This is a genomic window from Stenotrophomonas sp. G106K1, from assembly GCF_037969685.1.
In the GTDB taxonomy this organism is placed as follows: Bacteria; Pseudomonadota; Gammaproteobacteria; order Xanthomonadales; family Xanthomonadaceae; genus Stenotrophomonas; species Stenotrophomonas lactitubi.
Map to the genome: position 1 here is coordinate 72,934 of NZ_JBBPFR010000015.1, position 24,270 is coordinate 97,203.

Here is a 24,270-nt window from a genome sequence, read left to right on the forward strand (position 1 = left end):
CACGGCGGTTCGGCTCTACCGCTACTGGCAGTGGGCCAGGTCAGCGGAGCAACGTCAGCGGGATTTCATGGTCGTAGCCGTCGCCGCCACGCTGGCCGCGGGAGCTGCCGCATCGACCGACACAACGCCACCCGATGAGCCGGAAACGGTCGCCGAGCTGCAGCAGGGGAGGGTGGGTTATGGCGACTGACACCACGTCCACCGTCGAGGTGGTTGGGGCTCCGCCTCTTGGCTTCCCTGAATCTCTTATCGAACAGAACCGAGACCTGATTGGTGCCATCGCACTCGGCGTGGCGCTTCTGTGGGCCTTGTTTGCCGATCTGCAGCGCCGCAAGCGCATGCGCTAGGTCCATGGCGGGCGCTACTTGCAACGCAAGTTGCGTTCGACGTGGACCCAGCACCGGGCCGATTCACCTCACTACTGCAGCAACCCCACACCGGGGCTTACAGGGGCTTTCTATGACGCGTACCGAATGGAAACAGGCGTGGCACCTCGCGCGCCTCTACGACTACGAAACCGTTGGCATTTCGCCTCTGGCGAAGCGTGTTCGTGCCGCGTGGAAGTGCCTGCAATGCCGCGAGGCGCGTAGCGCCGAGCTGGGCTTGTCTCCTTATCCGACAAGTCATAAGTAATCAGGACGCCACCGCAGCCATGAACCAAAATCCTTTCTTCAAGCTGTTGAAGGTTGTTGCAACCATCGCAGCCGCAGCGCTGGCCTACACGGCGCTTTGCATCGCATCCCCTGAGTTGGCCGTGGGTCTGTTCGCCCTGGCAGTCATCACCGCCCCGTGGTGGTACGGCGCAGTGCGCCGGGGTGGTCGCTAATGGCTACTCAGGTTCAATGGCGCGTTGATCCGATTCCCGCCCGTGGTTTTGGGCCGCATCAGGTCATGGTCTACGTGGCTTCCGTCTATCTCGGCACTTGCTGCCTTGACTCCGTTGTCTGCGCTCGTAGGAGCGACGCCCGCAATCTCGCCATCGAGATGGCCATGCAGCATCACAACGTTCGCCTTGCGCGGCCTGCGGGGGCTGAGTGATGGAAATCACTACTGCCTCCATGAAGCAAGCTCGCCTCACAAAGCTGGCGAAAGGCGTCAAGGCGTCGGCCCTCTCCATCGATCTGAAGTTTCGTGATGCGTTCGGTGCACCGATTCTCAGGCAGGGCGGGAAGAAGGGTATCTATGCGCGCAACAGTCCTTATCGAGTGGCTTTGATCACGCTCACGTACCGTCATGACGGCCAGTGGGATCCGGGTCATATCTCGCTGCTGTTGAACCACTACCGCAACTGGTTTCGCCGTAATGCGAAGGGAAAAGACGTTCCGGAGTTCCACTACGTGTGGGTGATGGAACTGACCGAAATTGGTCGTCCGCACTATCACATCGTGGCGTGGTTCCCGAAGGGTGTTACTCCGCCGTTGCCCGATCAGCAAGGTTGGTGGCCACATGGCTCAACCAATGCCGTGTTCGCAAAGTCCCCTGTTGGTTACATCACTAAGTACGCGAGCAAAGCTGAGTCGAAGTCGGGGCATCACTTGCCCAAGGGTGCGCGTCTGTGGGGCTTCGGCGGTTTGAAGATGCTGGAGCGTGCACCGGTTGCGTTCGCCACTGCGCCCAGGTGGTTGAAGGGCGTGATTCATCACGAAAGCCATCCCAAGAAAAAGCACATCTCGATCACTGAAAAAACCAAGTACGGCGCCTCTGTTACTACCAAGGTGTCTGCGTGGGTTCTCACGGCTGGCCTGTCCTCAGGTTGGGCCTTCTTCTCGCCGTTCGATTACGACGGCTTCACCGGTACCGGTATCGCCCTTAGCCATCGGGGTCATATCGAAGTGCTTACACCCGATGGCGATCAATTCCACATACAGCACAGGAGCGCATAGCTATGTCCGACGTTCGCATTGAAATCGTGTCGAAGGCCGTCAACACCCTTGAGGGTGTCTCAAAGTCCAGCGGCAAGCCCTACAAGATGCACAAGCAAGAGGCCTACCTCCACAACGGTCATCACTACCCCGACCGCTTTGAAATCAGTCTCCAGGACAGTGACCTTGGCCCGGTCGCTTATGAGCCCGGTTTCTACACGCTTGCTCCCGGTTCCATTTCGGTGAACCGCGAGTACGGCAATCTCGAAATCAACCGTTACGAAATGAAGCTGCTCCGCATCGAAGACGCACCGGGTAAGCCTGCTGCTACTTCCAAGGTCGGGGGCTAAGTGTCATGGCCGGTACTGAGCACACAGTGACCAAGTACGCGGCCTGTGCAGAGTTCGATTCCAGCAGCGGGCAGTGCACCACCGTTGTCTGGGTCGATCCGCCTACGTCCATTCCGCCTCTCACAGCAGAGCAGGGTGCGGCCCTCGGTGGGGCCACGATCCTTGTGTGGGTCGGCGTGGTGGCGGCGGTGTTGGTTCGCAAAGGTGCACGCCTTGATCGTTAACCCATCAAAACAGGAGTGTTGCAATGGAAAAGAACATCGTGCTCGTCGCCAAGCGTCCGTCCTTCAAGGCCCGTGCAAAGGCTGCTGCGTCGAAGATGACTGCAGTGGTTGTGGGCTCCATGGTTTCTGCCTCGGCGTTCGCACAGAGCGAGATGCCGACCAGCGTGGACGATGCTGCCTCGTTCATCACCACCAAGGGCCTCATTGCCATTGCGGTCGCTGCCGCAATCACGCTGATCGTCCTGGGCATCAGTGCCGCCAAGCTGCCGCGTAAGGGCACCTGATCGCGGTGCATCGCGGGGAGCCCTTCGGGGCTCCCTTTTTTTGTTTCGAAGGGAGGCTTTATGGAACTGCTACAGCATCCTTACATCGGTTACTTCGTGTACGTCTGCATGGTTGGCGCCATGTGGCTCGGCAGTCAGGAGTTAGAGTGATGGGCGCCCGTTGGTTAGTGGCATTGCTGTTTCTATCCCCGGCTGTTGCTTGGGCTGACTGCAGCCCGGCTTATCCGCCTGATAGGGATTCGGGTTGTGCTGATCAGGGCATGGCTTACGCCGCTGCGGCTTCAGCTGCAGCTATGGCCAAATCGAAGATGGATATACCGAGTCAGACGTATCAGTACTGCCTTACATCGGCAACGGCCGGTGAGGTGCAATTTGTAGTTGCCCTCAATAGTTGCACCTCGGGCATCAATCGCACTGTGATCGGTCGTCTATACCCTTCTGGAAGCTTGTGTTTGTCGCGCCCTGAAGAAACCGGCTGGGCTTCTAGCACTCAGCGTGTTTGCCACAACGGCTGCACCTATGGGTTGTATGGCGATGGCGCTGGCGGTCACTACTACTCCACCTTCAACGACGCAACCGGTGCAGGCTATGGCATGTGTACCGCGTCTGCTGAAGCGCCAGCACCTACGCCTGATACCGGCATTGATCCCGGTGATGGTGGGGGTGATGGTGGGGGTGATGGTGGGGGTGATGGCGGCGGTGATGGTGGCGGTGATGGTGGTGGTGATGGAGGTGGTGGTGGGGACGGCGGTACCGAGCCTGAGCCGTGCCCGGCTGGCTCTACTGGTACCGATGGGAAGCCATGTCCAGGAGATGGCGGCGGGACAGATCCCGGTGGTGGTACCGATCCCGGTAGCGGCGGTGGGTCTGGTACCGGCAGCAGTACCTGTTCGCAACCTCCTGCTTGCAGCGGTGATGCGATCCAGTGTGCGCAGCTATTCCAGCAATGGCGTGCTGGGTGCCAAGCGGAAGGCTTGGGCGGCAAGGTCACTGGCAACCCGGGTGATTGCAAGGCCACGTACACGTGCGAAGGCAACGCGGTTGCCTGCGCTCAGGTTGCGGTTGTTCGTCAGCAGTTGTGCGGCACCGGTCAGGGGGACGGCGACGGCACACTGACCGGTGACGGCACATGTGCGCAGCAGTTTGTATGCACTGGCGGCGATCCCGTTGCATGTGCTGAGTTGAAGCAAGTGCATATGCTGCGTTGTGCCGTGGAAAAGCTCACGAAAGAGGGCAACGGTGATGAGGACTATGGCGAGTCTCTCGACCCAGCAGACTTCGTTGGCATCAGCGATAGCGTCGGCATTGATGGCCTCGATGCGGGCGGTTGGCTCGGTGGCGGCTCTTGTCCCGCATTGAACAACACAGTTCTGTCTCAGATGGGCGTTAAAGGCCTTGACGTGTTGTGCCAGGGCGCTTCAGTTCTCGCTGCGTACGTGCTGTTCCTCGGGTGGCTGCACGCTTCCGTGATCCTTGGTCGTTCACTCACAGGGGGTGGCTAATGTGGGCTCCATTGTTGGCCGGTCTTTCCCGGCTGTTCGGTACACGGGTCGGTCAGTGGATCTTGTCGGCGCTTGCGTTCTTGGGCATCAATTTCATGACCCAGACCTTTGCGGTAACGCCACTGCTGGATCAGATTAAAGCGTCGATGAATGGCGCGCCCGGCGAAATTCTTGCGTGGGTTGGCTTCCTCAACGTGGATAGGTACGTCACGTTGGTGTTGTCGGCGTACGCCACTGCAGCAGCTGCAGGCGCGCTGAAAATGCGCCTTGCTAAGAAGAAGTAGGGGGTAGGGCATGCTGCACTTGATTACCGGTCAGAACGGCGCAGGCAAGTCGCTACGTGCAATTCAAATGATGTACCGGCGTCACGGCGAAGGCATGGATGTGTATGCGTTCGGCTTCCGTGGGCTAAGGGCGCCTTTCGTCAAGCCTTTCGAAGATCCGCGTCGGTGGCGTGAGTTACCTTCTAACGCGGTGTTGTTCATTGATGAGGCTCAGAACGTCTGGCGCCAGCGTGCTGGCGGTCGTCCTGTTCCGCCCGAAGTGCTCGATCTGGAAACGCATCGGCATCAGGGCATTGATATCTATCTGATCACACAGAGTCCCATGTACCTGGACTCGCACTTGCGTCCGCTGATTTCATCGCATGAACACCTCATCAGCTACGACAAGGGGTCTGCTCGACTGTTCCGCTTCACTGAGTGCTATGAAGACGTCAAGTCATCAGCCTTGCGTAGCAAGGCTCAGTTCGAAGTTTGGAAATACCCCACCGAGCATTACGCTGACTACGATTCGGCCGAGGTCCACACGGCCAAGGCGAAGGTTCCTTGGCGCCAGCGCATCGCCAAGCTGTTTTTCGTGATGGCCGCACTGTTGATCCTTGGTGGGCTAGGGTGGTTCTTTTGGGGGCCGAGCACACCTAAGCCGGAAGCTGCAGCTGCAGCTTCGCCTAAGCAATCTTCGTCTGCAGGTTCCTTGTGGGGTGGTATGGGTGCAGCTTTGGCTCAACCTTCAGAAAAGCGCTACAGCAACACCCAGGACTATCTGGCTGCTCACACACCGCGCTTGGCACAGCTTCCGTGGTCCATGCCGGCAATGGATGGCCGCGAGGTCAAGTCGGAGCCTCGGCTCTACTGCATGTCATCTGGTGAAGGGATCGACCGCACGTGTACCTGCCTCACGGAGCAAGGCACGAAATGGCAGATCCGCATTGATCAGTGCGTGCAGATGGCCCGCTGGGGCCCGGCCTACAATCCGTATAAGGAAGCGGCTGGGGCGGCGCCTGCTGCGGCGCCTGTGGCTGCTCAGGAGCTGCGCGGTGGCAAGATGGCCAGTGGCGGCACACCCGGTGCCGTGATCGGCGCTGAGGGCACTTTTGAGCGGGTCGAGCCCATACCGTCGCTGTGGTGACGGTCGGCTATGGCGTCGGCAAGGCAGACCACGCTGGCTGCAGTGAACGGACGGGGCTTGGCTGGCCTCCGGCGTCCTTCCATCAAGCGACGCCATTCCTGTGCCTGTGCTGCAGTCAGTGACAGCCAGGCCAGATCCTGCGGTTCCAGCTCGCGACCTTCGGGCGTCACCAGTCGGCCGCCCTTAAACGAAAAACCGGCCCAAGGGCCGGTCAGTTTCCGATCACGCATTGATCAGGCTCCATGCCAACGTAGGAGCCGTGGGGTGGGCAAGATGCGTGCCAGCCACCCCTGCAGGATCTTGAACATAATATACATACCGCCGTTCTCGGCACCGCTAACCGCCTGAATTTGGGCGGTTTTTGCGTTTGCGAGGCCCGGCATCGACAGCGCTACCAGCGCGACGACCGCAGCCGCCGCGCTCAGCCTGTCCAGCATTAGGCGCCACAGGGCACGTTCCGTTGCTGTGGTGGCTCGCTCCGCGTGTACCAGTGCAATCCATGTCGGTCCATCAAGCTTTGCCAGTGCGCAGATTTGCGCAATTCGTTCGTCTGCCAGCGGCGTGTCCCCTTTCCGCCACCTGGACACCAGCGAGCGTGTGACCGTCAGCCGTTCGGCCAAAGCCATGTCTGACGCGAGGTTCAGGCGGTTTTTCACGTTGTCAAGTAGTTCGTTGACGGCGGTCATGGCGGCTCCAGTTGATCGATCAGTTGACACGTGTTTCCCGATCAGTTTACATGCGCCTCGTTGAGTGATCACTCAACACCCGCCCCCGGCCTCCCCTGTGCCGGTGAGGCGGGGTCTACAGGGACACAGGGACGCGTAGGGGGCTCTATGAGCTTGTGGCTGGCGGTACAGCCACCGGGGGTTCTACTTCTCCTCGGGGCTTTCGTGACACTCATGGCGCTGGGGGCAGCGCTCACGGCGGTTCGGCTCTACCGCTACTGGCAGTGGGCCAGGTCAGCGGAGCAACGTCAGCGGGATTTCATGGTCGTAGCCGTCGCCGCCACGCTGGCCGCGGGAGCTGCCGCATCGACCGACACAACGCCACCCGATGAGCCGGAAACGGTCGCCGAGCTGCAGCAGGGGAGGGTGGGTTATGGCGACTGACACCACGTCCACCGTCGAGGTGGTTGGGGCTCCGCCTCTTGGCTTCCCTGAATCTCTTATCGAACAGAACCGAGACCTGATTGGTGCCATCGCACTCGGCGTGGCGCTTCTGTGGGCCTTGTTTGCCGATCTGCAGCGCCGCAAGCGCATGCGCTAGGTCCATGGCGGGCGCTACTTGCAACGCAAGTTGCGTTCGACGTGGACCCAGCACCGGGCCGATTCACCTCACTACTGCAGCAACCCCACACCGGGGCTTACAGGGGCTTTCTATGACGCGTACCGAATGGAAACAGGCGTGGCACCTCGCGCGCCTCTACGACTACGAAACCGTTGGCATTTCGCCTCTGGCGAAGCGTGTTCGTGCCGCGTGGAAGTGCCTGCAATGCCGCGAGGCGCGTAGCGCCGAGCTGGGCTTGTCTCCTTATCCGACAAGTCATAAGTAATCAGGACGCCACCGCAGCCATGAACCAAAATCCTTTCTTCAAGCTGTTGAAGGTTGTTGCAACCATCGCAGCCGCAGCGCTGGCCTACACGGCGCTTTGCATCGCATCCCCTGAGTTGGCCGTGGGTCTGTTCGCCCTGGCAGTCATCACCGCCCCGTGGTGGTACGGCGCAGTGCGCCGGGGTGGTCGCTAATGGCTACTCAGGTTCAATGGCGCGTTGATCCGATTCCCGCCCGTGGTTTTGGGCCGCATCAGGTCATGGTCTACGTGGCTTCCGTCTATCTCGGCACTTGCTGCCTTGACTCCGTTGTCTGCGCTCGTAGGAGCGACGCCCGCAATCTCGCCATCGAGATGGCCATGCAGCATCACAACGTTCGCCTTGCGCGGCCTGCGGGGGCTGAGTGATGGAAATCACTACTGCCTCCATGAAGCAAGCTCGCCTCACAAAGCTGGCGAAAGGCGTCAAGGCGTCGGCCCTCTCCATCGATCTGAAGTTTCGTGATGCGTTCGGTGCACCGATTCTCAGGCAGGGCGGGAAGAAGGGTATCTATGCGCGCAACAGTCCTTATCGAGTGGCTTTGATCACGCTCACGTACCGTCATGACGGCCAGTGGGATCCGGGTCATATCTCGCTGCTGTTGAACCACTACCGCAACTGGTTTCGCCGTAATGCGAAGGGAAAAGACGTTCCGGAGTTCCACTACGTGTGGGTGATGGAACTGACCGAAATTGGTCGTCCGCACTATCACATCGTGGCGTGGTTCCCGAAGGGTGTTACTCCGCCGTTGCCCGATCAGCAAGGTTGGTGGCCACATGGCTCAACCAATGCCGTGTTCGCAAAGTCCCCTGTTGGTTACATCACTAAGTACGCGAGCAAAGCTGAGTCGAAGTCGGGGCATCACTTGCCCAAGGGTGCGCGTCTGTGGGGCTTCGGCGGTTTGAAGATGCTGGAGCGTGCACCGGTTGCGTTCGCCACTGCGCCCAGGTGGTTGAAGGGCGTGATTCATCACGAAAGCCATCCCAAGAAAAAGCACATCTCGATCACTGAAAAAACCAAGTACGGCGCCTCTGTTACTACCAAGGTGTCTGCGTGGGTTCTCACGGCTGGCCTGTCCTCAGGTTGGGCCTTCTTCTCGCCGTTCGATTACGACGGCTTCACCGGTACCGGTATCGCCCTTAGCCATCGGGGTCATATCGAAGTGCTTACACCCGATGGCGATCAATTCCACATACAGCACAGGAGCGCATAGCTATGTCCGACGTTCGCATTGAAATCGTGTCGAAGGCCGTCAACACCCTTGAGGGTGTCTCAAAGTCCAGCGGCAAGCCCTACAAGATGCACAAGCAAGAGGCCTACCTCCACAACGGTCATCACTACCCCGACCGCTTTGAAATCAGTCTCCAGGACAGTGACCTTGGCCCGGTCGCTTATGAGCCCGGTTTCTACACGCTTGCTCCCGGTTCCATTTCGGTGAACCGCGAGTACGGCAATCTCGAAATCAACCGTTACGAAATGAAGCTGCTCCGCATCGAAGACGCACCGGGTAAGCCTGCTGCTACTTCCAAGGTCGGGGGCTAAGTGTCATGGCCGGTACTGAGCACACAGTGACCAAGTACGCGGCCTGTGCAGAGTTCGATTCCAGCAGCGGGCAGTGCACCACCGTTGTCTGGGTCGATCCGCCTACGTCCATTCCGCCTCTCACAGCAGAGCAGGGTGCGGCCCTCGGTGGGGCCACGATCCTTGTGTGGGTCGGCGTGGTGGCGGCGGTGTTGGTTCGCAAAGGTGCACGCCTTGATCGTTAACCCATCAAAACAGGAGTGTTGCAATGGAAAAGAACATCGTGCTCGTCGCCAAGCGTCCGTCCTTCAAGGCCCGTGCAAAGGCTGCTGCGTCGAAGATGACTGCAGTGGTTGTGGGCTCCATGGTTTCTGCCTCGGCGTTCGCACAGAGCGAGATGCCGACCAGCGTGGACGATGCTGCCTCGTTCATCACCACCAAGGGCCTCATTGCCATTGCGGTCGCTGCCGCAATCACGCTGATCGTCCTGGGCATCAGTGCCGCCAAGCTGCCGCGTAAGGGCACCTGATCGCGGTGCATCGCGGGGAGCCCTTCGGGGCTCCCTTTTTTTGTTTCGAAGGGAGGCTTTATGGAACTGCTACAGCATCCTTACATCGGTTACTTCGTGTACGTCTGCATGGTTGGCGCCATGTGGCTCGGCAGTCAGGAGTTAGAGTGATGGGCGCCCGTTGGTTAGTGGCATTGCTGTTTCTATCCCCGGCTGTTGCTTGGGCTGACTGCAGCCCGGCTTATCCGCCTGATAGGGATTCGGGTTGTGCTGATCAGGGCATGGCTTACGCCGCTGCGGCTTCAGCTGCAGCTATGGCCAAATCGAAGATGGATATACCGAGTCAGACGTATCAGTACTGCCTTACATCGGCAACGGCCGGTGAGGTGCAATTTGTAGTTGCCCTCAATAGTTGCACCTCGGGCATCAATCGCACTGTGATCGGTCGTCTATACCCTTCTGGAAGCTTGTGTTTGTCGCGCCCTGAAGAAACCGGCTGGGCTTCTAGCACTCAGCGTGTTTGCCACAACGGCTGCACCTATGGGTTGTATGGCGATGGCGCTGGCGGTCACTACTACTCCACCTTCAACGACGCAACCGGTGCAGGCTATGGCATGTGTACCGCGTCTGCTGAAGCGCCAGCACCTACGCCTGATACCGGCATTGATCCCGGTGATGGTGGGGGTGATGGTGGGGGTGATGGTGGGGGTGATGGCGGCGGTGATGGTGGCGGTGATGGTGGTGGTGATGGAGGTGGTGGTGGGGACGGCGGTACCGAGCCTGAGCCGTGCCCGGCTGGCTCTACTGGTACCGATGGGAAGCCATGTCCAGGAGATGGCGGCGGGACAGATCCCGGTGGTGGTACCGATCCCGGTAGCGGCGGTGGGTCTGGTACCGGCAGCAGTACCTGTTCGCAACCTCCTGCTTGCAGCGGTGATGCGATCCAGTGTGCGCAGCTATTCCAGCAATGGCGTGCTGGGTGCCAAGCGGAAGGCTTGGGCGGCAAGGTCACTGGCAACCCGGGTGATTGCAAGGCCACGTACACGTGCGAAGGCAACGCGGTTGCCTGCGCTCAGGTTGCGGTTGTTCGTCAGCAGTTGTGCGGCACCGGTCAGGGGGACGGCGACGGCACACTGACCGGTGACGGCACATGTGCGCAGCAGTTTGTATGCACTGGCGGCGATCCCGTTGCATGTGCTGAGTTGAAGCAAGTGCATATGCTGCGTTGTGCCGTGGAAAAGCTCACGAAAGAGGGCAACGGTGATGAGGACTATGGCGAGTCTCTCGACCCAGCAGACTTCGTTGGCATCAGCGATAGCGTCGGCATTGATGGCCTCGATGCGGGCGGTTGGCTCGGTGGCGGCTCTTGTCCCGCATTGAACAACACAGTTCTGTCTCAGATGGGCGTTAAAGGCCTTGACGTGTTGTGCCAGGGCGCTTCAGTTCTCGCTGCGTACGTGCTGTTCCTCGGGTGGCTGCACGCTTCCGTGATCCTTGGTCGTTCACTCACAGGGGGTGGCTAATGTGGGCTCCATTGTTGGCCGGTCTTTCCCGGCTGTTCGGTACACGGGTCGGTCAGTGGATCTTGTCGGCGCTTGCGTTCTTGGGCATCAATTTCATGACCCAGACCTTTGCGGTAACGCCACTGCTGGATCAGATTAAAGCGTCGATGAATGGCGCGCCCGGCGAAATTCTTGCGTGGGTTGGCTTCCTCAACGTGGATAGGTACGTCACGTTGGTGTTGTCGGCGTACGCCACTGCAGCAGCTGCAGGCGCGCTGAAAATGCGCCTTGCTAAGAAGAAGTAGGGGGTAGGGCATGCTGCACTTGATTACCGGTCAGAACGGCGCAGGCAAGTCGCTACGTGCAATTCAAATGATGTACCGGCGTCACGGCGAAGGCATGGATGTGTATGCGTTCGGCTTCCGTGGGCTAAGGGCGCCTTTCGTCAAGCCTTTCGAAGATCCGCGTCGGTGGCGTGAGTTACCTTCTAACGCGGTGTTGTTCATTGATGAGGCTCAGAACGTCTGGCGCCAGCGTGCTGGCGGTCGTCCTGTTCCGCCCGAAGTGCTCGATCTGGAAACGCATCGGCATCAGGGCATTGATATCTATCTGATCACACAGAGTCCCATGTACCTGGACTCGCACTTGCGTCCGCTGATTTCATCGCATGAACACCTCATCAGCTACGACAAGGGGTCTGCTCGACTGTTCCGCTTCACTGAGTGCTATGAAGACGTCAAGTCATCAGCCTTGCGTAGCAAGGCTCAGTTCGAAGTTTGGAAATACCCCACCGAGCATTACGCTGACTACGATTCGGCCGAGGTCCACACGGCCAAGGCGAAGGTTCCTTGGCGCCAGCGCATCGCCAAGCTGTTTTTCGTGATGGCCGCACTGTTGATCCTTGGTGGGCTAGGGTGGTTCTTTTGGGGGCCGAGCACACCTAAGCCGGAAGCTGCAGCTGCAGCTTCGCCTAAGCAATCTTCGTCTGCAGGTTCCTTGTGGGGTGGTATGGGTGCAGCTTTGGCTCAACCTTCAGAAAAGCGCTACAGCAACACCCAGGACTATCTGGCTGCTCACACACCGCGCTTGGCACAGCTTCCGTGGTCCATGCCGGCAATGGATGGCCGCGAGGTCAAGTCGGAGCCTCGGCTCTACTGCATGTCATCTGGTGAAGGGATCGACCGCACGTGTACCTGCCTCACGGAGCAAGGCACGAAATGGCAGATCCGCATTGATCAGTGCGTGCAGATGGCCCGCTGGGGCCCGGCCTACAATCCGTATAAGGAAGCGGCTGGGGCGGCGCCTGCTGCGGCGCCTGTGGCTGCTCAGGAGCTGCGCGGTGGCAAGATGGCCAGTGGCGGCACACCCGGTGCCGTGATCGGCGCTGAGGGCACTTTTGAGCGGGTCGAGCCCATACCGTCGCTGTGGTGACGGTCGGCTATGGCGTCGGCAAGGCAGACCACGCTGGCTGCAGTGAACGGACGGGGCTTGGCTGGCCTCCGGCGTCCTTCCATCAAGCGACGCCATTCCTGTGCCTGTGCTGCAGTCAGTGACAGCCAGGCCAGATCCTGCGGTTCCAGCTCGCGACCTTCGGGCGTCACCAGTCGGCCGCCCTTAAACGAAAAACCGGCCCAAGGGCCGGTCAGTTTCCGATCACGCATTGATCAGGCTCCATGCCAACGTAGGAGCCGTGGGGTGGGCAAGATGCGTGCCAGCCACCCCTGCAGGATCTTGAACATAATATACATTATGCGAAATCAAGGATCTCCCGAATCCACACCTTCGCGGGCTCCGCATGGCAATGGCTGCGGCTGTGGCTCGGCTCTTGCCTGCCCGCTAGCTCACCCGACAAGGACGAGCTCGCAGCATGATCAAGATCGATCCGCACGACCGCATAGATCTGACCGGCCCTTGGGCCGGTTTCGGCTTTCAGGGCGGCCACATGTTCACCCCCGAGGGGTCACCAGCTTGAACCCTGCGATATGGCCAGGTGGTCCCTGACCTGCAACATTGCACGGGAATGGCGGCTGATGATGGCTGAGGAACGGACCGAGGTGGTCACCCGATCGGTACGGCCCCGGCAGGCTTCTGCTGCAACGAAATCCAGCGCCATCCACCTTGCCGATGCCCTCAGAATTCGCCGAGAGCGGCGATTGGGCACGGATGTGTCCGGTTCCGACGGCGAACCGTCCAATGAGTTCTATGAGTTCTACATGAGCCATGGGCCGAGGCCACGCCAGCGCGTGTAAGGCGCTTTCGTAGTGGCGCCGTCCCCATACCCCCATCAAGCAATTGGCGTGGAAAGTGCCGCTATGAGCATGGCATCAAGCCTCTGGAAGCTGTCGACTGCAAGTTTATGTGAGCTTCGAATTGAATCTGTATACATAACCATGGCTTCAGCGCGTTGCTTGAGCTCTACGCCATTAGCCTCTGTTGGATTTCGCATAAATTCCAAGTGCGCGGCCTCGTGATTGCCTACGAGCTCGTTGTTGAAGCGGTAAGTGTCAATCAGCGACTTGGTGAGCGTGTAGCACTCAATGATTGCGGTGCGAAGTGCAACGTTTGGGACGTGTCCAATGTGGTCGGCGTTCTCCCGAAATACAGTGAAATAGTCCTCTGCAATCGGATAATAAATCTGTAGAGGTTGGCCCTCCGGAAGGTGTTCAATCCGCACGGTCATCGTCAACTCGTAAAGCCTGTGTACCGTTCGAACCTCAACGTGAATTGCCTGAAGCGTTGCCCTGATCAACGACCTAGCATCGTCGGCAGCCTGCATCCGCTGTGACCTAAGCGTGAGCCAAGTTCCAAGCAGGGAAGCGCCACCACCAATGACGGCGCCAAAGATTGCGCCAACGAAACCTTCGTTCCAGATATCCATCCCCTACCCCCTAATGTAAGTAGACCCTGTTGATCCAGTTCGTCCTGCAGATCGCTTAGCGTTCGCGGCAACGCTGCCAGCCGCCTGCGGGAGCGTGGATCTGCTCCCAGCCGTTCGGCAGTTTTCGGAATGCCTGACCACCGATGCAGGCGGTTCCCGAGCGTTTGGAAGCCTCCGACCCCAAGGGCGGCAGGCCGATAACGCTGCTCGATGGACCTGGCCGCCCAGCGCGCTGGGCTTCACTCGACAGAGTGCGTGCCTCAACTTGTTCGCAGTACGCCTTCATACCCGGATGCGGATGATTCGGCCATGCCGATTCTTGGCAGTTGAAGGGCGTGGTGCTCTTCGACATTGAGTTGTAGGCAGCCTTGGGCGCGGGCGGCAATGGCTTGGCTCTTGGGCCCGTTGCGGACTGCAACTGAGCCTGCGCAGAGCAGGCAAGCGAAATAAGCAGCAATCCTGCTGAAATCCTTTTAAGCATGAGCTTCCCCTTATAATTGCGGGAAGCTTATCGCCTCAGCCCTGCCGCTGGCGAGCGAACGCCCGATCCATAGCGATGCTCACGCTTCCGTTGCAGTGGGCGGCGTCGCTTGGCAGCAATGCGAAATCTCCATCTGCTCAATGGCCTCGTTTGTGTCATTGGAAATCCAATTGTCCGGTTAGGTAATGGCACGCCGGACATAATCCGGGAACCTGATGGAGTGAGGGCTGTTGAAGATCGCAGGGCGCCCAACGGGAGTGCGGCACCGAAGGCCGAGCCCCCGGCCGACCACTGTTTCCACGCCTCGGCCTGCGCTACGCTTGGCATATCGCATGAGGCACTTGGACAGGAAGTCATGAACGGCCAAAACTCGCCTGAGGACGGATTTCAGGATGCGTCGATCCCCTCCCTCAGCTCAGATGCTGTATTCGTAGAAGCCGCTACTGGGAAGGAAGAGCACGAGTACCCGGAGGAGTCCCCTCCCTTGGGGTTGTTGCCTCTTACCCCAGAATACGAGGAAGCTGACCACGGGGTGTACTTCAGAGAGATTCAGCATGCGCTCGGCAACCAGAGCGTGCGCAATATTGCCCTTTCTGGCAACTATGGCGTCGGCAAGAGCAGTATTCTCAAGCGTATAGTGCAGCAAGCGCCTGACAAGGTCGTGGAGATCTCCCTTTCAGCACTTTCGCCTGCGGCTCCAGGACTGGATCCTGCAGATGTGTCCAATAGTGTTACCAATCGAATTCAGCGCGAGATCGTCAAGCAGCTTCTCTATCGGGAAGATCCGCGGAGGACGCCAGCCTCCAGATTCAAGCGAATCGAGCACTTCGACACGTCCTGGGAGGTCGCTGCCGCGTGCCTGATAGGTGTCGCGGTCTCAGTTGGATTTATGCTTCTGGGGTGGTCAGACAAGCTTGCCGACGCACTCAGCTGGAGTGGCTCGTCCCAATGGGCCCATCTCAATGTGTTCGCCGCGTCGGCAGTTTTCGCCTTTTCATTCAGGCGGCTTACCTACGGCAGGTTGACGGTAAAACAGCTTTCGGCGGGACCCGCAACCGTTACGTTGGATAAGCACAATCCGACTTACTTCGACCAGTACCTTGACGAGATCTTCTACTTCTTCGACGTGTCCGGGAGGAACATCGTTGTCTTTGAGGACATCGACCGGTTCGACGATACGCACATATTTGAGACACTGAGAGCGCTGAATACCTTGCTCAATGCTCGTCGCAATAGCCCAGTGCGCTTCATCTATGCAATGAAGGACAGCATCTTTGAGAAGCTGGGCGCGGACGCCGAGGCGGAGCCCGTCAAAGCGACGCATTTTACCGACGGCACGAATCCCGATAAGGGCTCGCCCGGTGAACAGAAGCCGCCGACGCACTGGATACAGGAGGTCAACGGACTTATTGGACTGGATGGCGATGACGCTGCAGAGTCGCATCTGGAGAGCAGTCGTGCGAACAGGACCAAGTTCTTTGACTTGGTCATTCCTGTTGTTCCGTTCATAACTCATTACAACGCCAAGAACGTTGCTATCCGGCTCTTCGGCTCCAACGACTTTGAAATCAGCCCTGAGCTAATCGATCTGGTTAGTCGCTACGTGCCAGACATGCGGCTACTCAAGAACGTCCGTAACGAGTTCATCTTGTTCCGCGAGCGGATTCGATCAGGGGACGGAAAGCGCCTTCTTATATCTGAAAGCGAGCTGTTTGCAATGATGCTCTACAAGAGCACGCACCTATCTGACTTCGAAGCCATCCGTCTTGGAGCGAGTCGCCTTGATGCACTCTACAGGGTTGGACGAAAGTTGTCGGGCGATGGGTTGCGGTCGGTAGCGATTGAATCGGCGAGCCTGTCTGAGCGCATCTCCACCATCGATGGGATTGAGGGGCGGAGCAAAGTCTTAGGAACGAAGCTCTCGGCGTTTGTCCAGCAGGTCGCCAAGGCGAGCGAGTACGCCTTTGATCGCATTTTGATGCTTAGAGGCGGGAGCTCTGTTTCGGACGAGGACGTCCAAGGCGCTTCGTTCTGGCGCGATTTCATCGAGGCTACAGACGATACTTTGATCCAGGCGCAGCTGTATTTCCGTCAAAGTCACATTGCCACTCTATCGTTTCAACGTGAAAACCTTCAGGCAGCCATCGGCCCCTTTTCTAAAGACGAATGGGACAAGAGCGATCGCGACTCCGTTGTGGCATCCCTGTCCGCGCTGGGGGACGTTGCGGGATTCCTTCGGCGCGCGGATATCCATGAGCTGATAGCGCGCCGTGATCTGTGGCCGCGCCTCGGTGTCGGTGACCTGCGTGAGTTGGTGCGTAAGGTGCTCCCCTCTCGGCTTGCCTTTGAGCTGGTGCGTGCGGGCCACATCAATCGCAACTTCGCGCTCTGTACCGCAATTTTCCACGGAACTCGCACCACATCTGCCGCGATGAACTTCGTTGTCCATCATTTTCAGCGAGCAGAGGCAGATATCAATTTCCAGCTGGAGGAAGAGGACGCGAAGGCTGTCATCCTCGAAGTCGGTGCGGGTTCCCTAGCCGATTCTGCGCTTTACAACATACGACTTCTTGATTACCTCCTGCGTGACAAGGCTCGCGCAAGCCTCGCGAAGGTCATGATCGAGTCCATTGCTGAAGGTGGAGAGGCTCAGCTCGCCTTCGTGAGAGCTTATGTGAGTGGCGGCGAGTTCAGCGGCGAACTCATCCGACAGCTAGCGCCTCTAACGCCTAGTGTTCTCACATGGTTGGTCGCGCTTGACCCGATCACCGATACTCTGCAGAGAGAGCTGGTCGGGATTGCCCTGGCTTCGTTGAAGGCTGGCGTTGACTACAAGACTGATCTGCCCGTCCGCCATTATCTGGCCGAGAACTACTCCAAGCTCCCCGACCTATTGAGCGAGAACGTACAAGTTCAGGATGTTGCCGCAAAGGTCGCATGGCTTTTCGCGAAAGCCCAGTTGAAGCTTGTTGATCTGACCCCGCTACCTCGCGCATTGGTCCAAGAGCTTGCGTCACGCAACCTCTATGCCATCAGCCGGGATAACCTTGCGCGCATCAATGACGGGGATTTAGATATCGCACTGGATGTTCTGCTCGGCAAGCACATCTATGTGTACAACTATCTTATCGCCAATCTTCCAGTTTATGTCCAGTTGCTGGAGCCAAAAGAGCGGTCCATTCGATCTGTCGAACGATTCACTCAGATCCTTCAGGATGTCCGTCAGCGGCCCATGCCACTGATTGCCACGCTCGTAGAGCACTCTTCTACCGAGTGTGTTGTGGATGACTTAAGCAATGCACCACCCCCCGTGTACCCTGTATTGGCCGCCCAACGAAGATTTCCTGCGTCCCTTCGCAATGTTATTGCCTATCTTGATCACTACGGTAAGGTTGATGAGGGTTTGGCTGCGGTGCTGAAGCGCGAGCGTGGCATCAGAGTGGAGAGCGATTCGGGGTCGGAGCAGAAGTCCAGGGCGGCCATGGCAGTGCTTCAGGCCAAAGCTACGCTAGCAGCCAAGCTGCGCGCCTTGATCGTACGGAAGCTTGACGTAGTGTTCGCCGCAGAAGATGTGCCGGTTGAGGATGGGGACCTGTTCCCGCTCCTTGTAAAGAACAAGATCATTAAGGACGAGGCTGCGACGTATGAGCATCTGAAAGCCGCTTCGTGGGACACCCGAGAGCGCGTCATATCAGTGTCTAATGGCTTTGTGCAGTATATGAGCCCGGCCTTGGTTGGACCTGACCTGCCCAAGCTGATGGCAAGCGCCTTGGTCGACGTGACTGTAAAGCATGCGGTCATGGAGAATTCTGTTACGTATGCTGAGGGAACAAGCCTGCCAGCGATGGTGGAGATCGCTCGGTATGCTGCAACGGATGGGTGGGAACTTCCTTTAGAGCTAATGATCAAGTTCGCCCAGGCCGGAGTGTCTCCGACCCTAATGGTTCACTTGCTTGGGGATCACTTGGATAGCATCGCGGAAGATCAGCTGAAGGCGATACTTGTTGGCATGCGTGATCCTTACCGGAAATTAGCCAAGCCTGGTCGAGACAATCCTAGCGTGCCGGATGATCCGGCCCATGTTGCTCTGCTTACGCACCTCAAGATTCGAGGAATCGTTAGCACTTGGAACCCGAAGAAGGGACGGCTCATCGTTTTCAAGAAGCGGCGCTAACTGAGTTTGCTCAATCTCTCGCCTTGCAGCAGAGAATAATTTGCGACTTTGCTCGACCTGCACTAGTAATTCGGATCTGTCGCGATCAAAGGCCAAGCTTGACTCCAGATCGTGAACACTAACAGAGTGCTTGAAAGCCCTAAAACTGATGTAGGCAGATGCAAGGCTGACCATCAACGCCAAGGCCGCAATTGCGTCTGAAGTTCCCATAGACCCCTGACTATCTGTTGAATGACCCCGTATTTCCGCTCGATCTTAGGGCGATCGGGTGCGGCTAACAAGCGATCGTATCGCCTGGCTCTGTGGTGGGGTCCAATACCGTCTAGCTGGATCGAGCTGAGGCGACGACAAAAGGGCTTCTAACGAGCCCCGACTCTGCCGACCAGTTGTCGCATCTGCCCCACCCGCGAGACCGTAAGACGGGCGGCAGCAACAACATCCCCAGTAAATGGCAATAGTCGAAAACCCTTACAGGCCAAGCCTCTAGCGCCCTTCCCTGCTATGCAACGATTCTGAAAACGTCGAAAACGGTGACGGCATTGCCCTTACTGTATTGGCATCGCGCACAACCGGGCGTATTCCTTGCCATGCCACCGAACACCGGTGGTCGGGCTTCGAAACCCCGGTTGTACGCTGATGTTTACGCTTGCCAGCCGGCACCACCGCGCGTGGTGCCGGCTGGCAATCCGTCTGCCGGCTATGGCGGGCGGTGCGTGGGGGCCTTGTGCCCGCCGGTTTAGCGTACGCCGGGTTTCGAACCACGCATCGTCCGCCACCTTTATCGGTGGCGGCTTCTGCCTGCACGCAAGGAGCCCTGCCATGACCACGCCCTACTCCCCTGCCCCTCAGCCTATCCACGAGGCACCCTCGGCCGGGCCTGCCGTGGATCCCAACACCCTCATCGCGCTGTTGCACAGCATCGGCTCGGGCGTGGCCGCCAACGGCCAGCCCTGGCCAGAGCGGCACCAGCTAGGTGGCCGGCAGATGGCGCTAGCCGATGCCGACTGCTCGCTGACAGGCCTGCGCGTGGTGCTGGAAGTGCTGCTGGCTGCCGAACGCGCCCGCCAGAACGGCGAGCCGGAGCAGTACGTCGGCGACCGGGTGATGGAAGGGCTGATCATGGCCGGCCTGGGGCTCGCAGCGCACGCAAGCGAACGGCTGCAGCCTGCAGAGTGAAGGATCACTTCGGTGGGGCCTGAAATGAAGGTGCGCCACGGCGTGATGTGGGTGCTCATTCTGGCGCTGGTCGTTGCAGTACAGATGCATTGGCCAGAGCCTGTTGAGCCGGAAGTGCTCGCGTACCGTGGCGTTCCCGATGAGACATTCTGGACGCTGCGTCGCCACGCGCTTCGATTCGCAGAGGCGCGGGCGCGGGAAGGCTTCGAGTTCCTGGAGGGGACGCCCGCTTCGGCTTCCTTCCAGATCCAGTGCAAGGGCGTGCCGGTGCTGCACGTGGAGAGGCAGCCGCCGCTTCTGTTGATCAGGGTTGCGCTGGGTACCGAGCATCGGGCGCCTGCGATCTTCCCCCTGAAGGCCACGCTGCGGTGGCCACTGGAGCCGTTGAGCTATCTGGAGCAGATCCTGTCCGGCGTGCAGGAGCCTACGCTGCAGGATCGGCTGCTGCTGACGCTTGCTGGCGATATGCCTGAGGATGAGCGGTGTGGCGTGCGGAGGTAGAAGTGCAGCCCCGGCGACGCCTCCGCCTCACCCATCCTGCCCCAGCCCGCGCGCAAGGAAAGGCGCCGTCCTGCTGCCCCACGCAGACATGCAGCATGCCGCCGTCCCTGCTCCGATGGTGGCGATGCAGTCATTCGCAGTAGCGCCAGCACAGCGCGCTGCCCGCGACTCCGCAAAGTGGGCCGCGAAATCGCAGGCAATGAACGGGCCTGGATGCAGCCTAGCAATGAGGATGCTTACTGCGTGGACCCATGTGTTGACGGCGCAGCCGGCTACGGTCGCGCAGGACGACCGCGCATGCAGCCGCTGCAGCGGGCCGTCGCGCCTATCGACCGGCTCCCCTCACAAGCCCAGATCAGAGAGCCCCGGGTGATCGTCCGGGCGACGCCCCAGCGGCCAGTGGAACAGGCGCTCGCTTTCCTTGATCGGCATGTCGTTGATGCAGGAAAACCGCTGCTCCATAAGGCCATCGGCGCCGAACTCCCAGTTTTCGTTTCCATAGGACCGGAACCAGTTGCCGGAGTCGTCATGCCATTCGTAGGCGTAGCGCACCGCGATACGGTTCCCGGTGAAAGCCCACAGCTCCTTGATCAAACGGTACTCGAGCTCCTTCTTCCACTTGCGGGCGAGAAAGTGACGGGCTTCGTCGCGCCCATGGGTGAACTCGGCACGATTGCGCCACCGGGTGTCGGGCGAATAGGCGAGCGAGACCTTGTCGGCATCGCGGGAATTCCAGCCATCCTCGGCGAGGCGGACCTTCTGGATCGCCGATTCAAGGGTGAACGGGGGAAACGGGGGACGGACTTGTTCAGCGGACACGGTGGGGCCTCCAATCAAAATGGATGAACGGGTTGCTTCGAGGGATCGGGTTTACCCAGGCCTTAGCGCCTGGCCTGCTTCAACAACAGTTGCGCAACATCCCTTGCGGTGTCTGCGGCGTCGTAGTCACCCATCACGCGTGACACGGTAATGGCGCCTTCCATGAGAACCAGCAGCTGCCGCGCCAGTGCGGCGGGCTGCTCGATATCCAGTTGCTCGGCAAGTTCCAGCGTGTAATCGAGCAACTTCTGCTTATGGTGCTTGGCGATCCTGCGTATCGGGTCATCGGGGTCGCCCACCTCACCGGCCGTGTTGATGAACGCACAGCCGCGGTAGCCCTCCGAGGTGAACCACCCCTTGAGCACAGTGAACATGCGCAGGATGCGCGCTTCGGGGCTGTCGGCCTTGTCGCATTCCTGGCGAAACCAGGCCAGCCAGCGGACATCGCGCGCGTTCAACGCCGCAGCGGCGACCTGATCCTTGTTTTCAAAGTGGCGATAGATGCTTTTCCGCGCCACGCCAGAGGTCTTCACCAGCAGGTCCATGCCGGTGGCATGGATTCCGTTCTGATAGATCAGCGCCTCAGCCGTCGTGAGGATCCTGTGTTGGGTGTCGTTCGTCGTCTTGTCCACGCGCCCAATGTAGAACGATCGTTCTACCTTGTCAACAGGTTTGGCACCACGTGCTGGATGACACCTGCCTGCAGGCGCTTCAGCTTGTTAGTGCGTCTGATATTTTCAGGTCAACGACAGATCAATCAGCGGCATACGCCGGCCATCCCACGCGTACCTCCAGGCCGCCCAGCCGAGCGCACGGTAGAACCTGTCGAAGACGCGCTCGCGCTCCTCCACCGCGATGCCCGGACCACTGTCGGCCACGATCAATGTCGCCGTGTTTCCCTGGCGGCGGACGCAGACGAAGAAGATGCTGCCCTTCACAGGTGTGTAGCGGATGGCATTCTCCAGCACGTTGCGGATCAACGCGGTCAGGGCTGCCTCGTTTCCCTTGACCTCCACGCTTTCCAGTTCAAGCGCAAGATACTGCCGATTGAGGTCGAAGAATGTGCGCAGGGCATCCACTTCTGTCGCTGATCGGCGTGCGCAACTCGTGAGCGGCATCGGCAACGAAGCGGCGCTAGCGCATCGAGCTCACTCGTTGGTCTCAGAAGAAGTGCCAAGGGCATGGCCGATACCGCGGACAGTGCGGACGATACCGGCGTCGACTTTGCGTCGCAACTGATGGACATGCACATCCACTGCGTTGCTGGGACATGTCGCCCGTTCGCTAGAGGCGCGGGACGATCAGGCTAAGCCAGCGCCACCACAACATTCACGACTGCGGCCAGAAGTACGGTGTTGAAGGTGAAGGCCACCAGTGAATGCAGCAGACTTACTGTTCGAATTTTCGACGAAGAGATGGAGACATCTGCAGTCTGTGCAGCCACTCCGATGATGAACGCGAAATAGAGAAAATCGCGCGCCCCTGGCGGTTTGTTTCCGGGGAAAAGCAGTCCCCCGTGATAGCCATCCTGTTCGTCTTTGTTCTCGCAACTATTGTTAGATTGTCTCCAGTACATGTGCGCATAGTGCCAAGCCATCATTGCGTGGATGGTGGACCAGGCAAGAGGCAGCGACGCCAGGGTCAGCCCCAGCTCTAGCGGCTCGTGTTGCGTTTTTCCACTTACGGAAATGACCAGCCCCACGGCCAGAGCTGCCGCTCCCAAGGTGATGATGAGTACCAGCCACAGGGGTTCGTCCCGGTGGCCTGCGTTCTGCCGCAGGCGTTGAGCGTCGTAAGAAGGAACGGACGCCAAGGTCCTTATCAGATAGGCAACGAAGAACACATCAACGCCCACCACCAGCGCCAGATAGGGTGCGGTGTGAACGGCCCAACCCCAAGCAAGGATCCCAGCCCCGGCGGCCAGGTAGAAGCTTGCCCTAGCATGCGAAAGCTTGTTCACGTTCTCTCTCCGCTGGCGCTGCATTCAGTCAGTTTGCTTTGTAGAGTCTGGATGGGCAACTCGAACAATGGCGCTACCCATGGCAACACCATTTGGAATTACGACCTCGTTCCCTTGCGCATCCCGGAGGGTTGTGAAACCAAGCGAGATACCCTCCACCCGGGCTTCGATGACCCCATTGGGTGCATAGACGCGAACGGTATCCCCCACGCGCATCGCTTTTGACATCAGGAGCGAGAACCCCGCTATCAGGTTGCCGAGGGTGTCCTGCGCTGCCAAGCCTACTACAACTGAAAGGATGCCCGCCCCCGCAAGCATCGTAGACCCGAGGGTCCTGAGCTCAGGGATAAGGTGTGCATAGAGCCCAACGGCCAGCAGGTAGATCAACCACTGCCCTAACACGCTTGCAAACTGGAGCGTGGTCCCATCCGTAAGCCGTGCACCGATGCGGTGAGCTGACCTCCTCAGAAGTGCGGCACTGACCGTGGCGAGAAGGGCGATGAGCGCCCCAATCGCCACTGCACCTATGATGGATGAGGGATTCACCAGCGCGTCAAGAGTGTTCTGCATCTTAATCAGCCATCGCGGCGAGCGCGTTTCGGGATGGGACAAAGAAAACGTTGCCAGTCACCGCTCTTGAGAAGTCAAGAATGCGATCATGAAGCGGTGGAGGGTTGCCGATGAACATTCGTTCAAGCATCTGTTCGACTACCCAAAGATGCCTTGAATAGCCGATGAAGTACGTCCCATACTCGCCGCTAGACGGTCTTGCAAACGGCATGTTGTCCCGCAAAATATCGTGTTCGATCCCATCCTTTGTAATGGTACACAGCGTTTTGTGCGACTTCTGATCTGCCTCTGCCGCGTCGGGAAGCTCGACATTTGTGAATTTCCTGCGGCCGATGATCTGCTCTTGGAGCTCGGTGCCAAGACCCTTCCAGGCTTTGAGATCGTGAAGATACTTCTGTGTGACGACGTAGCTCCCGCCTGCGTGTGCGGGATCTTCGGTCCCGACGATAGTCGCCTCGGGGAGCGCCAAGCCCACTGGATTGGCAGTGCCGTCGACAAACTCCAGCAGATCGCGACCGTCGAAGTATCTGAATCCGCTGACGTCGTCCTGCCCTGCAACTGAGCCTTCCAAGCACTCGAGGAGCATCTGCTGGAACGCGACAATAAGATCCATTGACCTGGCGCGGATGTGGAACAGGAGATCGCCTGGCGTGGAAACTGCGGTATGCGCTGCGCCTCGGATCTCTCGGAAGGGACGCAGTTCAGCCGGTGGCGCTGTCCCAAAGAGCGGGCCCCAGACGTCGGCGCCAATCCCGAGATTGCAGGTAAAGGTTCCGGTCAGGTCCCTGACGAGCACGTTCTTGATCAGGTCGTCGAGGCTCCCTATCACCGATCGCACCGTGGATAGAGACGAGGTGTCCCGCTCAATGGTCAGAACAAGGAAGGATGCACAGATCGACAATGGCGCATCGATCGGCTGTGGTTCTGGGGCTTGAGGCGTCGCGTAGCTCATTGAACGC

General features: G+C 59.1%; 33 protein-coding genes and 1 pseudogene. 23 read left to right on the top strand and 11 right to left on the bottom strand.

Annotated features, from left to right (window positions below; translation table 11 throughout):
• Positions 1–67 precede the first annotated feature (67 nt).
• The 10 genes from WKB25_RS14065 to WKB25_RS14110 all read left to right on the top strand — a co-directional run bounded on the left by WKB25_RS14065 (position 68) and on the right by WKB25_RS14110 (position 5,632).
• Positions 68–190, top strand: a complete 123-nt coding sequence (locus WKB25_RS14065; RefSeq protein WP_340571279.1) for a hypothetical protein — start codon at positions 68–70, stop codon at positions 188–190.
• On the top strand, positions 180–347 hold the full coding sequence (locus WKB25_RS14070) for a hypothetical protein (protein WP_340571281.1): 168 nt from the start codon (positions 180–182) through the stop codon (positions 345–347). Before WKB25_RS14065 ends, WKB25_RS14070 begins: the two co-directional genes overlap by 11 nt.
• 305 nt (positions 348–652) lie before the next feature.
• Positions 653–826: a hypothetical protein gene (locus WKB25_RS14075; protein ID WP_340571282.1), complete on the top strand. Its 174-nt coding sequence runs from the start codon at positions 653–655 to the stop codon at positions 824–826.
• Positions 827–1,037: 211 nt separating this feature from the next.
• The gene (locus WKB25_RS14080; RefSeq protein WP_340571283.1) at positions 1,038–1,883 is read left to right on the top strand and encodes an adhesin; all 846 of its coding nucleotides are present in this window, start codon (positions 1,038–1,040) and stop codon (positions 1,881–1,883) included.
• Between the two features lie 2 nt (positions 1,884–1,885).
• Entirely contained in the window at positions 1,886–2,212 is a 327-nt protein-coding gene (locus WKB25_RS14085) for a single-stranded DNA-binding protein (RefSeq protein ID WP_340571284.1), read from the top strand.
• A gap of 247 nt (positions 2,213–2,459) precedes the next feature.
• Positions 2,460–2,720 carry a hypothetical protein gene (locus WKB25_RS14090; protein ID WP_340571285.1) on the top strand — a complete coding sequence of 87 codons (261 nt, stop codon included), beginning with the start codon at positions 2,460–2,462 and terminating at the stop codon, positions 2,718–2,720.
• Positions 2,721–3,308: 588 nt separating this feature from the next.
• Positions 3,309–3,836 (top strand): hypothetical protein, encoded by a 528-nt coding sequence (locus tag WKB25_RS14095; RefSeq protein ID WP_340571286.1) that lies wholly within the window; start codon positions 3,309–3,311, stop codon positions 3,834–3,836.
• Between the two features lie 80 nt (positions 3,837–3,916).
• Entirely contained in the window at positions 3,917–4,222 is a 306-nt protein-coding gene (locus tag WKB25_RS14100; RefSeq protein ID WP_340571287.1) for a hypothetical protein, read from the top strand.
• Positions 4,222–4,506, top strand: a complete 285-nt coding sequence (locus WKB25_RS14105) for a DUF2523 family protein (protein ID WP_340571288.1) — start codon at positions 4,222–4,224, stop codon at positions 4,504–4,506. Before WKB25_RS14100 ends, WKB25_RS14105 begins: the two co-directional genes overlap by 1 nt.
• Before the next feature lie 10 nt (positions 4,507–4,516).
• Positions 4,517–5,632, top strand: a complete 1,116-nt coding sequence (locus WKB25_RS14110) for a zonular occludens toxin domain-containing protein (protein WP_340571289.1) — start codon at positions 4,517–4,519, stop codon at positions 5,630–5,632.
• Here the strand turns inward: WKB25_RS14110 and WKB25_RS14115 are convergent.
• Positions 5,527–5,862, bottom strand: coding sequence for a DUF3653 domain-containing protein (locus WKB25_RS14115; RefSeq protein WP_340571290.1), 336 nt, complete (start codon positions 5,860–5,862; stop codon positions 5,527–5,529). The genes WKB25_RS14110 and WKB25_RS14115 overlap by 106 nt on opposite strands.
• 3 nt (positions 5,863–5,865) lie before the next feature.
• Positions 5,866–6,318 carry a DUF3693 domain-containing protein gene (locus WKB25_RS14120; protein WP_340571293.1) on the bottom strand — a complete coding sequence of 151 codons (453 nt, stop codon included), beginning with the start codon at positions 6,316–6,318 and terminating at the stop codon, positions 5,866–5,868.
• A gap of 300 nt (positions 6,319–6,618) precedes the next feature.
• Here WKB25_RS14120 and WKB25_RS14125 point away from each other — a divergent pair, with 300 nt between their 5' ends.
• The 10 genes from WKB25_RS14125 to WKB25_RS14170 all read left to right on the top strand — a co-directional run bounded on the left by WKB25_RS14125 (position 6,619) and on the right by WKB25_RS14170 (position 12,183).
• The gene (locus WKB25_RS14125; protein ID WP_340571279.1) at positions 6,619–6,741 is read left to right on the top strand and encodes a hypothetical protein; all 123 of its coding nucleotides are present in this window, start codon (positions 6,619–6,621) and stop codon (positions 6,739–6,741) included.
• Positions 6,731–6,898, top strand: coding sequence for a hypothetical protein (locus WKB25_RS14130; RefSeq protein ID WP_340571281.1), 168 nt, complete (start codon positions 6,731–6,733; stop codon positions 6,896–6,898). Before WKB25_RS14125 ends, WKB25_RS14130 begins: the two co-directional genes overlap by 11 nt.
• A gap of 305 nt (positions 6,899–7,203) precedes the next feature.
• On the top strand, positions 7,204–7,377 hold the full coding sequence (locus WKB25_RS14135) for a hypothetical protein (RefSeq protein WP_340571282.1): 174 nt from the start codon (positions 7,204–7,206) through the stop codon (positions 7,375–7,377).
• Positions 7,378–7,588: 211 nt separating this feature from the next.
• Positions 7,589–8,434, top strand: coding sequence for an adhesin (locus tag WKB25_RS14140; protein ID WP_340571283.1), 846 nt, complete (start codon positions 7,589–7,591; stop codon positions 8,432–8,434).
• Positions 8,435–8,436: 2 nt separating this feature from the next.
• On the top strand, positions 8,437–8,763 hold the full coding sequence (locus WKB25_RS14145) for a single-stranded DNA-binding protein (protein WP_340571284.1): 327 nt from the start codon (positions 8,437–8,439) through the stop codon (positions 8,761–8,763).
• A 247-nt stretch (positions 8,764–9,010) separates the two neighbouring features.
• The gene (locus WKB25_RS14150) at positions 9,011–9,271 is read left to right on the top strand and encodes a hypothetical protein (protein WP_340571285.1); all 261 of its coding nucleotides are present in this window, start codon (positions 9,011–9,013) and stop codon (positions 9,269–9,271) included.
• A gap of 588 nt (positions 9,272–9,859) precedes the next feature.
• Positions 9,860–10,387 (top strand): hypothetical protein, encoded by a 528-nt coding sequence (locus tag WKB25_RS14155; protein ID WP_340571286.1) that lies wholly within the window; start codon positions 9,860–9,862, stop codon positions 10,385–10,387.
• A gap of 80 nt (positions 10,388–10,467) precedes the next feature.
• Positions 10,468–10,773 (top strand): hypothetical protein, encoded by a 306-nt coding sequence (locus WKB25_RS14160; protein ID WP_340571287.1) that lies wholly within the window; start codon positions 10,468–10,470, stop codon positions 10,771–10,773.
• Entirely contained in the window at positions 10,773–11,057 is a 285-nt protein-coding gene (locus WKB25_RS14165) for a DUF2523 family protein (protein ID WP_340571288.1), read from the top strand. The genes WKB25_RS14160 and WKB25_RS14165 overlap by 1 nt, the downstream gene beginning before the upstream one ends.
• 10 nt (positions 11,058–11,067) lie before the next feature.
• Positions 11,068–12,183, top strand: a complete 1,116-nt coding sequence (locus WKB25_RS14170) for a zonular occludens toxin domain-containing protein (RefSeq protein ID WP_340571289.1) — start codon at positions 11,068–11,070, stop codon at positions 12,181–12,183.
• Here the strand turns inward: WKB25_RS14170 and WKB25_RS14175 are convergent.
• Together WKB25_RS14175 and WKB25_RS14180 are read right to left on the bottom strand one after the other, a co-directional pair.
• Positions 12,078–12,413 (bottom strand): DUF3653 domain-containing protein, encoded by a 336-nt coding sequence (locus WKB25_RS14175; protein WP_340571290.1) that lies wholly within the window; start codon positions 12,411–12,413, stop codon positions 12,078–12,080. The two genes, WKB25_RS14170 and WKB25_RS14175, sit on opposite strands and share 106 nt — an antisense overlap.
• Positions 12,414–13,036: 623 nt before the next feature.
• Positions 13,037–13,630, bottom strand: coding sequence for a hypothetical protein (locus WKB25_RS14180; protein WP_340571295.1), 594 nt, complete (start codon positions 13,628–13,630; stop codon positions 13,037–13,039).
• Between the two features lie 836 nt (positions 13,631–14,466).
• Here WKB25_RS14180 and WKB25_RS14185 point away from each other — a divergent pair.
• The 3 genes from WKB25_RS14185 to WKB25_RS14195 all read left to right on the top strand — a co-directional run bounded on the left by WKB25_RS14185 (position 14,467) and on the right by WKB25_RS14195 (position 19,962).
• Positions 14,467–18,285 (top strand): hypothetical protein, encoded by a 3,819-nt coding sequence (locus WKB25_RS14185; RefSeq protein ID WP_340571296.1) that lies wholly within the window; start codon positions 14,467–14,469, stop codon positions 18,283–18,285.
• A gap of 819 nt (positions 18,286–19,104) precedes the next feature.
• The gene (locus tag WKB25_RS14190) at positions 19,105–19,461 is read left to right on the top strand and encodes a hypothetical protein (protein ID WP_340571299.1); all 357 of its coding nucleotides are present in this window, start codon (positions 19,105–19,107) and stop codon (positions 19,459–19,461) included.
• 24 nt (positions 19,462–19,485) lie between these two features.
• Positions 19,486–19,962: a hypothetical protein gene (locus WKB25_RS14195; protein ID WP_340571300.1), complete on the top strand. Its 477-nt coding sequence runs from the start codon at positions 19,486–19,488 to the stop codon at positions 19,960–19,962.
• 342 nt (positions 19,963–20,304) lie between these two features.
• Here WKB25_RS14195 and WKB25_RS14200 read toward each other — a convergent pair whose 3' ends face one another.
• From WKB25_RS14200 to WKB25_RS14230, 7 genes and pseudogenes are all read right to left on the bottom strand, one after another.
• Positions 20,305–20,781, bottom strand: a complete 477-nt coding sequence (locus WKB25_RS14200; protein ID WP_340571302.1) for a nuclear transport factor 2 family protein — start codon at positions 20,779–20,781, stop codon at positions 20,305–20,307.
• Positions 20,782–20,843: 62 nt separating this feature from the next.
• Positions 20,844–21,413, bottom strand: coding sequence for a TetR family transcriptional regulator (locus tag WKB25_RS14205; protein WP_340571303.1), 570 nt, complete (start codon positions 21,411–21,413; stop codon positions 20,844–20,846).
• A gap of 105 nt (positions 21,414–21,518) precedes the next feature.
• A complete protein-coding gene (locus WKB25_RS14210) occupies positions 21,519–21,860 on the bottom strand; it encodes an ATP-binding protein (protein ID WP_340571304.1) in 342 nt (113 codons plus the stop codon).
• 69 nt (positions 21,861–21,929) lie between these two features.
• A pseudogene (locus tag WKB25_RS14215) lies at positions 21,930–22,046 on the bottom strand (winged helix-turn-helix domain-containing protein); the annotation flags it as partial.
• A gap of 41 nt (positions 22,047–22,087) precedes the next feature.
• Positions 22,088–22,741, bottom strand: coding sequence for a DUF1345 domain-containing protein (locus WKB25_RS14220; RefSeq protein ID WP_340571305.1), 654 nt, complete (start codon positions 22,739–22,741; stop codon positions 22,088–22,090).
• 24 nt (positions 22,742–22,765) lie between these two features.
• Positions 22,766–23,311 (bottom strand): mechanosensitive ion channel domain-containing protein, encoded by a 546-nt coding sequence (locus WKB25_RS14225; RefSeq protein ID WP_340571307.1) that lies wholly within the window; start codon positions 23,309–23,311, stop codon positions 22,766–22,768.
• 1 nt (position 23,312) lies between these two features.
• Complete coding sequence (locus tag WKB25_RS14230; RefSeq protein WP_340571309.1) at positions 23,313–24,263, bottom strand: Dyp-type peroxidase; 951 nt, start codon at positions 24,261–24,263, stop codon at positions 23,313–23,315.
• Positions 24,264–24,270 lie beyond the last annotated feature (7 nt).

Bases quoted from the DNA above. Each gene is read 5' to 3' on its own strand.
- WKB25_RS14065 (WP_340571279.1), top strand. From the start codon at position 68: ATGGTCGTAGCCGTCGCCGCCACGCTGGCCGCGGGAGCTGCCGCATCG.
- WKB25_RS14070 (WP_340571281.1), top strand. From the start codon at position 180: ATGGCGACTGACACCACGTCCACCGTCGAGGTGGTTGGGGCTCCGCCT.
- WKB25_RS14075 (WP_340571282.1), top strand. From the start codon at position 653: ATGAACCAAAATCCTTTCTTCAAGCTGTTGAAGGTTGTTGCAACCATC.
- WKB25_RS14080 (WP_340571283.1), top strand. From the start codon at position 1,038: ATGGAAATCACTACTGCCTCCATGAAGCAAGCTCGCCTCACAAAGCTG.
- WKB25_RS14085 (WP_340571284.1), top strand. From the start codon at position 1,886: ATGTCCGACGTTCGCATTGAAATCGTGTCGAAGGCCGTCAACACCCTT.
- WKB25_RS14090 (WP_340571285.1), top strand. From the start codon at position 2,460: ATGGAAAAGAACATCGTGCTCGTCGCCAAGCGTCCGTCCTTCAAGGCC.
- WKB25_RS14095 (WP_340571286.1), top strand. From the start codon at position 3,309: ATGGCATGTGTACCGCGTCTGCTGAAGCGCCAGCACCTACGCCTGATA.
- WKB25_RS14100 (WP_340571287.1), top strand. From the start codon at position 3,917: ATGCTGCGTTGTGCCGTGGAAAAGCTCACGAAAGAGGGCAACGGTGAT.
- WKB25_RS14105 (WP_340571288.1), top strand. From the start codon at position 4,222: ATGTGGGCTCCATTGTTGGCCGGTCTTTCCCGGCTGTTCGGTACACGG.
- WKB25_RS14110 (WP_340571289.1), top strand. From the start codon at position 4,517: ATGCTGCACTTGATTACCGGTCAGAACGGCGCAGGCAAGTCGCTACGT.
- WKB25_RS14115 (WP_340571290.1), bottom strand. From the start codon at position 5,862: ATGCGTGATCGGAAACTGACCGGCCCTTGGGCCGGTTTTTCGTTTAAG.
- WKB25_RS14120 (WP_340571293.1), bottom strand. From the start codon at position 6,318: ATGACCGCCGTCAACGAACTACTTGACAACGTGAAAAACCGCCTGAAC.
- WKB25_RS14125 (WP_340571279.1), top strand. From the start codon at position 6,619: ATGGTCGTAGCCGTCGCCGCCACGCTGGCCGCGGGAGCTGCCGCATCG.
- WKB25_RS14130 (WP_340571281.1), top strand. From the start codon at position 6,731: ATGGCGACTGACACCACGTCCACCGTCGAGGTGGTTGGGGCTCCGCCT.
- WKB25_RS14135 (WP_340571282.1), top strand. From the start codon at position 7,204: ATGAACCAAAATCCTTTCTTCAAGCTGTTGAAGGTTGTTGCAACCATC.
- WKB25_RS14140 (WP_340571283.1), top strand. From the start codon at position 7,589: ATGGAAATCACTACTGCCTCCATGAAGCAAGCTCGCCTCACAAAGCTG.
- WKB25_RS14145 (WP_340571284.1), top strand. From the start codon at position 8,437: ATGTCCGACGTTCGCATTGAAATCGTGTCGAAGGCCGTCAACACCCTT.
- WKB25_RS14150 (WP_340571285.1), top strand. From the start codon at position 9,011: ATGGAAAAGAACATCGTGCTCGTCGCCAAGCGTCCGTCCTTCAAGGCC.
- WKB25_RS14155 (WP_340571286.1), top strand. From the start codon at position 9,860: ATGGCATGTGTACCGCGTCTGCTGAAGCGCCAGCACCTACGCCTGATA.
- WKB25_RS14160 (WP_340571287.1), top strand. From the start codon at position 10,468: ATGCTGCGTTGTGCCGTGGAAAAGCTCACGAAAGAGGGCAACGGTGAT.
- WKB25_RS14165 (WP_340571288.1), top strand. From the start codon at position 10,773: ATGTGGGCTCCATTGTTGGCCGGTCTTTCCCGGCTGTTCGGTACACGG.
- WKB25_RS14170 (WP_340571289.1), top strand. From the start codon at position 11,068: ATGCTGCACTTGATTACCGGTCAGAACGGCGCAGGCAAGTCGCTACGT.
- WKB25_RS14175 (WP_340571290.1), bottom strand. From the start codon at position 12,413: ATGCGTGATCGGAAACTGACCGGCCCTTGGGCCGGTTTTTCGTTTAAG.
- WKB25_RS14180 (WP_340571295.1), bottom strand. From the start codon at position 13,630: ATGGATATCTGGAACGAAGGTTTCGTTGGCGCAATCTTTGGCGCCGTC.
- WKB25_RS14185 (WP_340571296.1), top strand. From the start codon at position 14,467: ATGAACGGCCAAAACTCGCCTGAGGACGGATTTCAGGATGCGTCGATC.
- WKB25_RS14190 (WP_340571299.1), top strand. From the start codon at position 19,105: ATGACCACGCCCTACTCCCCTGCCCCTCAGCCTATCCACGAGGCACCC.
- WKB25_RS14195 (WP_340571300.1), top strand. From the start codon at position 19,486: ATGAAGGTGCGCCACGGCGTGATGTGGGTGCTCATTCTGGCGCTGGTC.
- WKB25_RS14225 (WP_340571307.1), bottom strand. From the start codon at position 23,311: ATGCAGAACACTCTTGACGCGCTGGTGAATCCCTCATCCATCATAGGT.
- WKB25_RS14230 (WP_340571309.1), bottom strand. From the start codon at position 24,263: ATGAGCTACGCGACGCCTCAAGCCCCAGAACCACAGCCGATCGATGCG.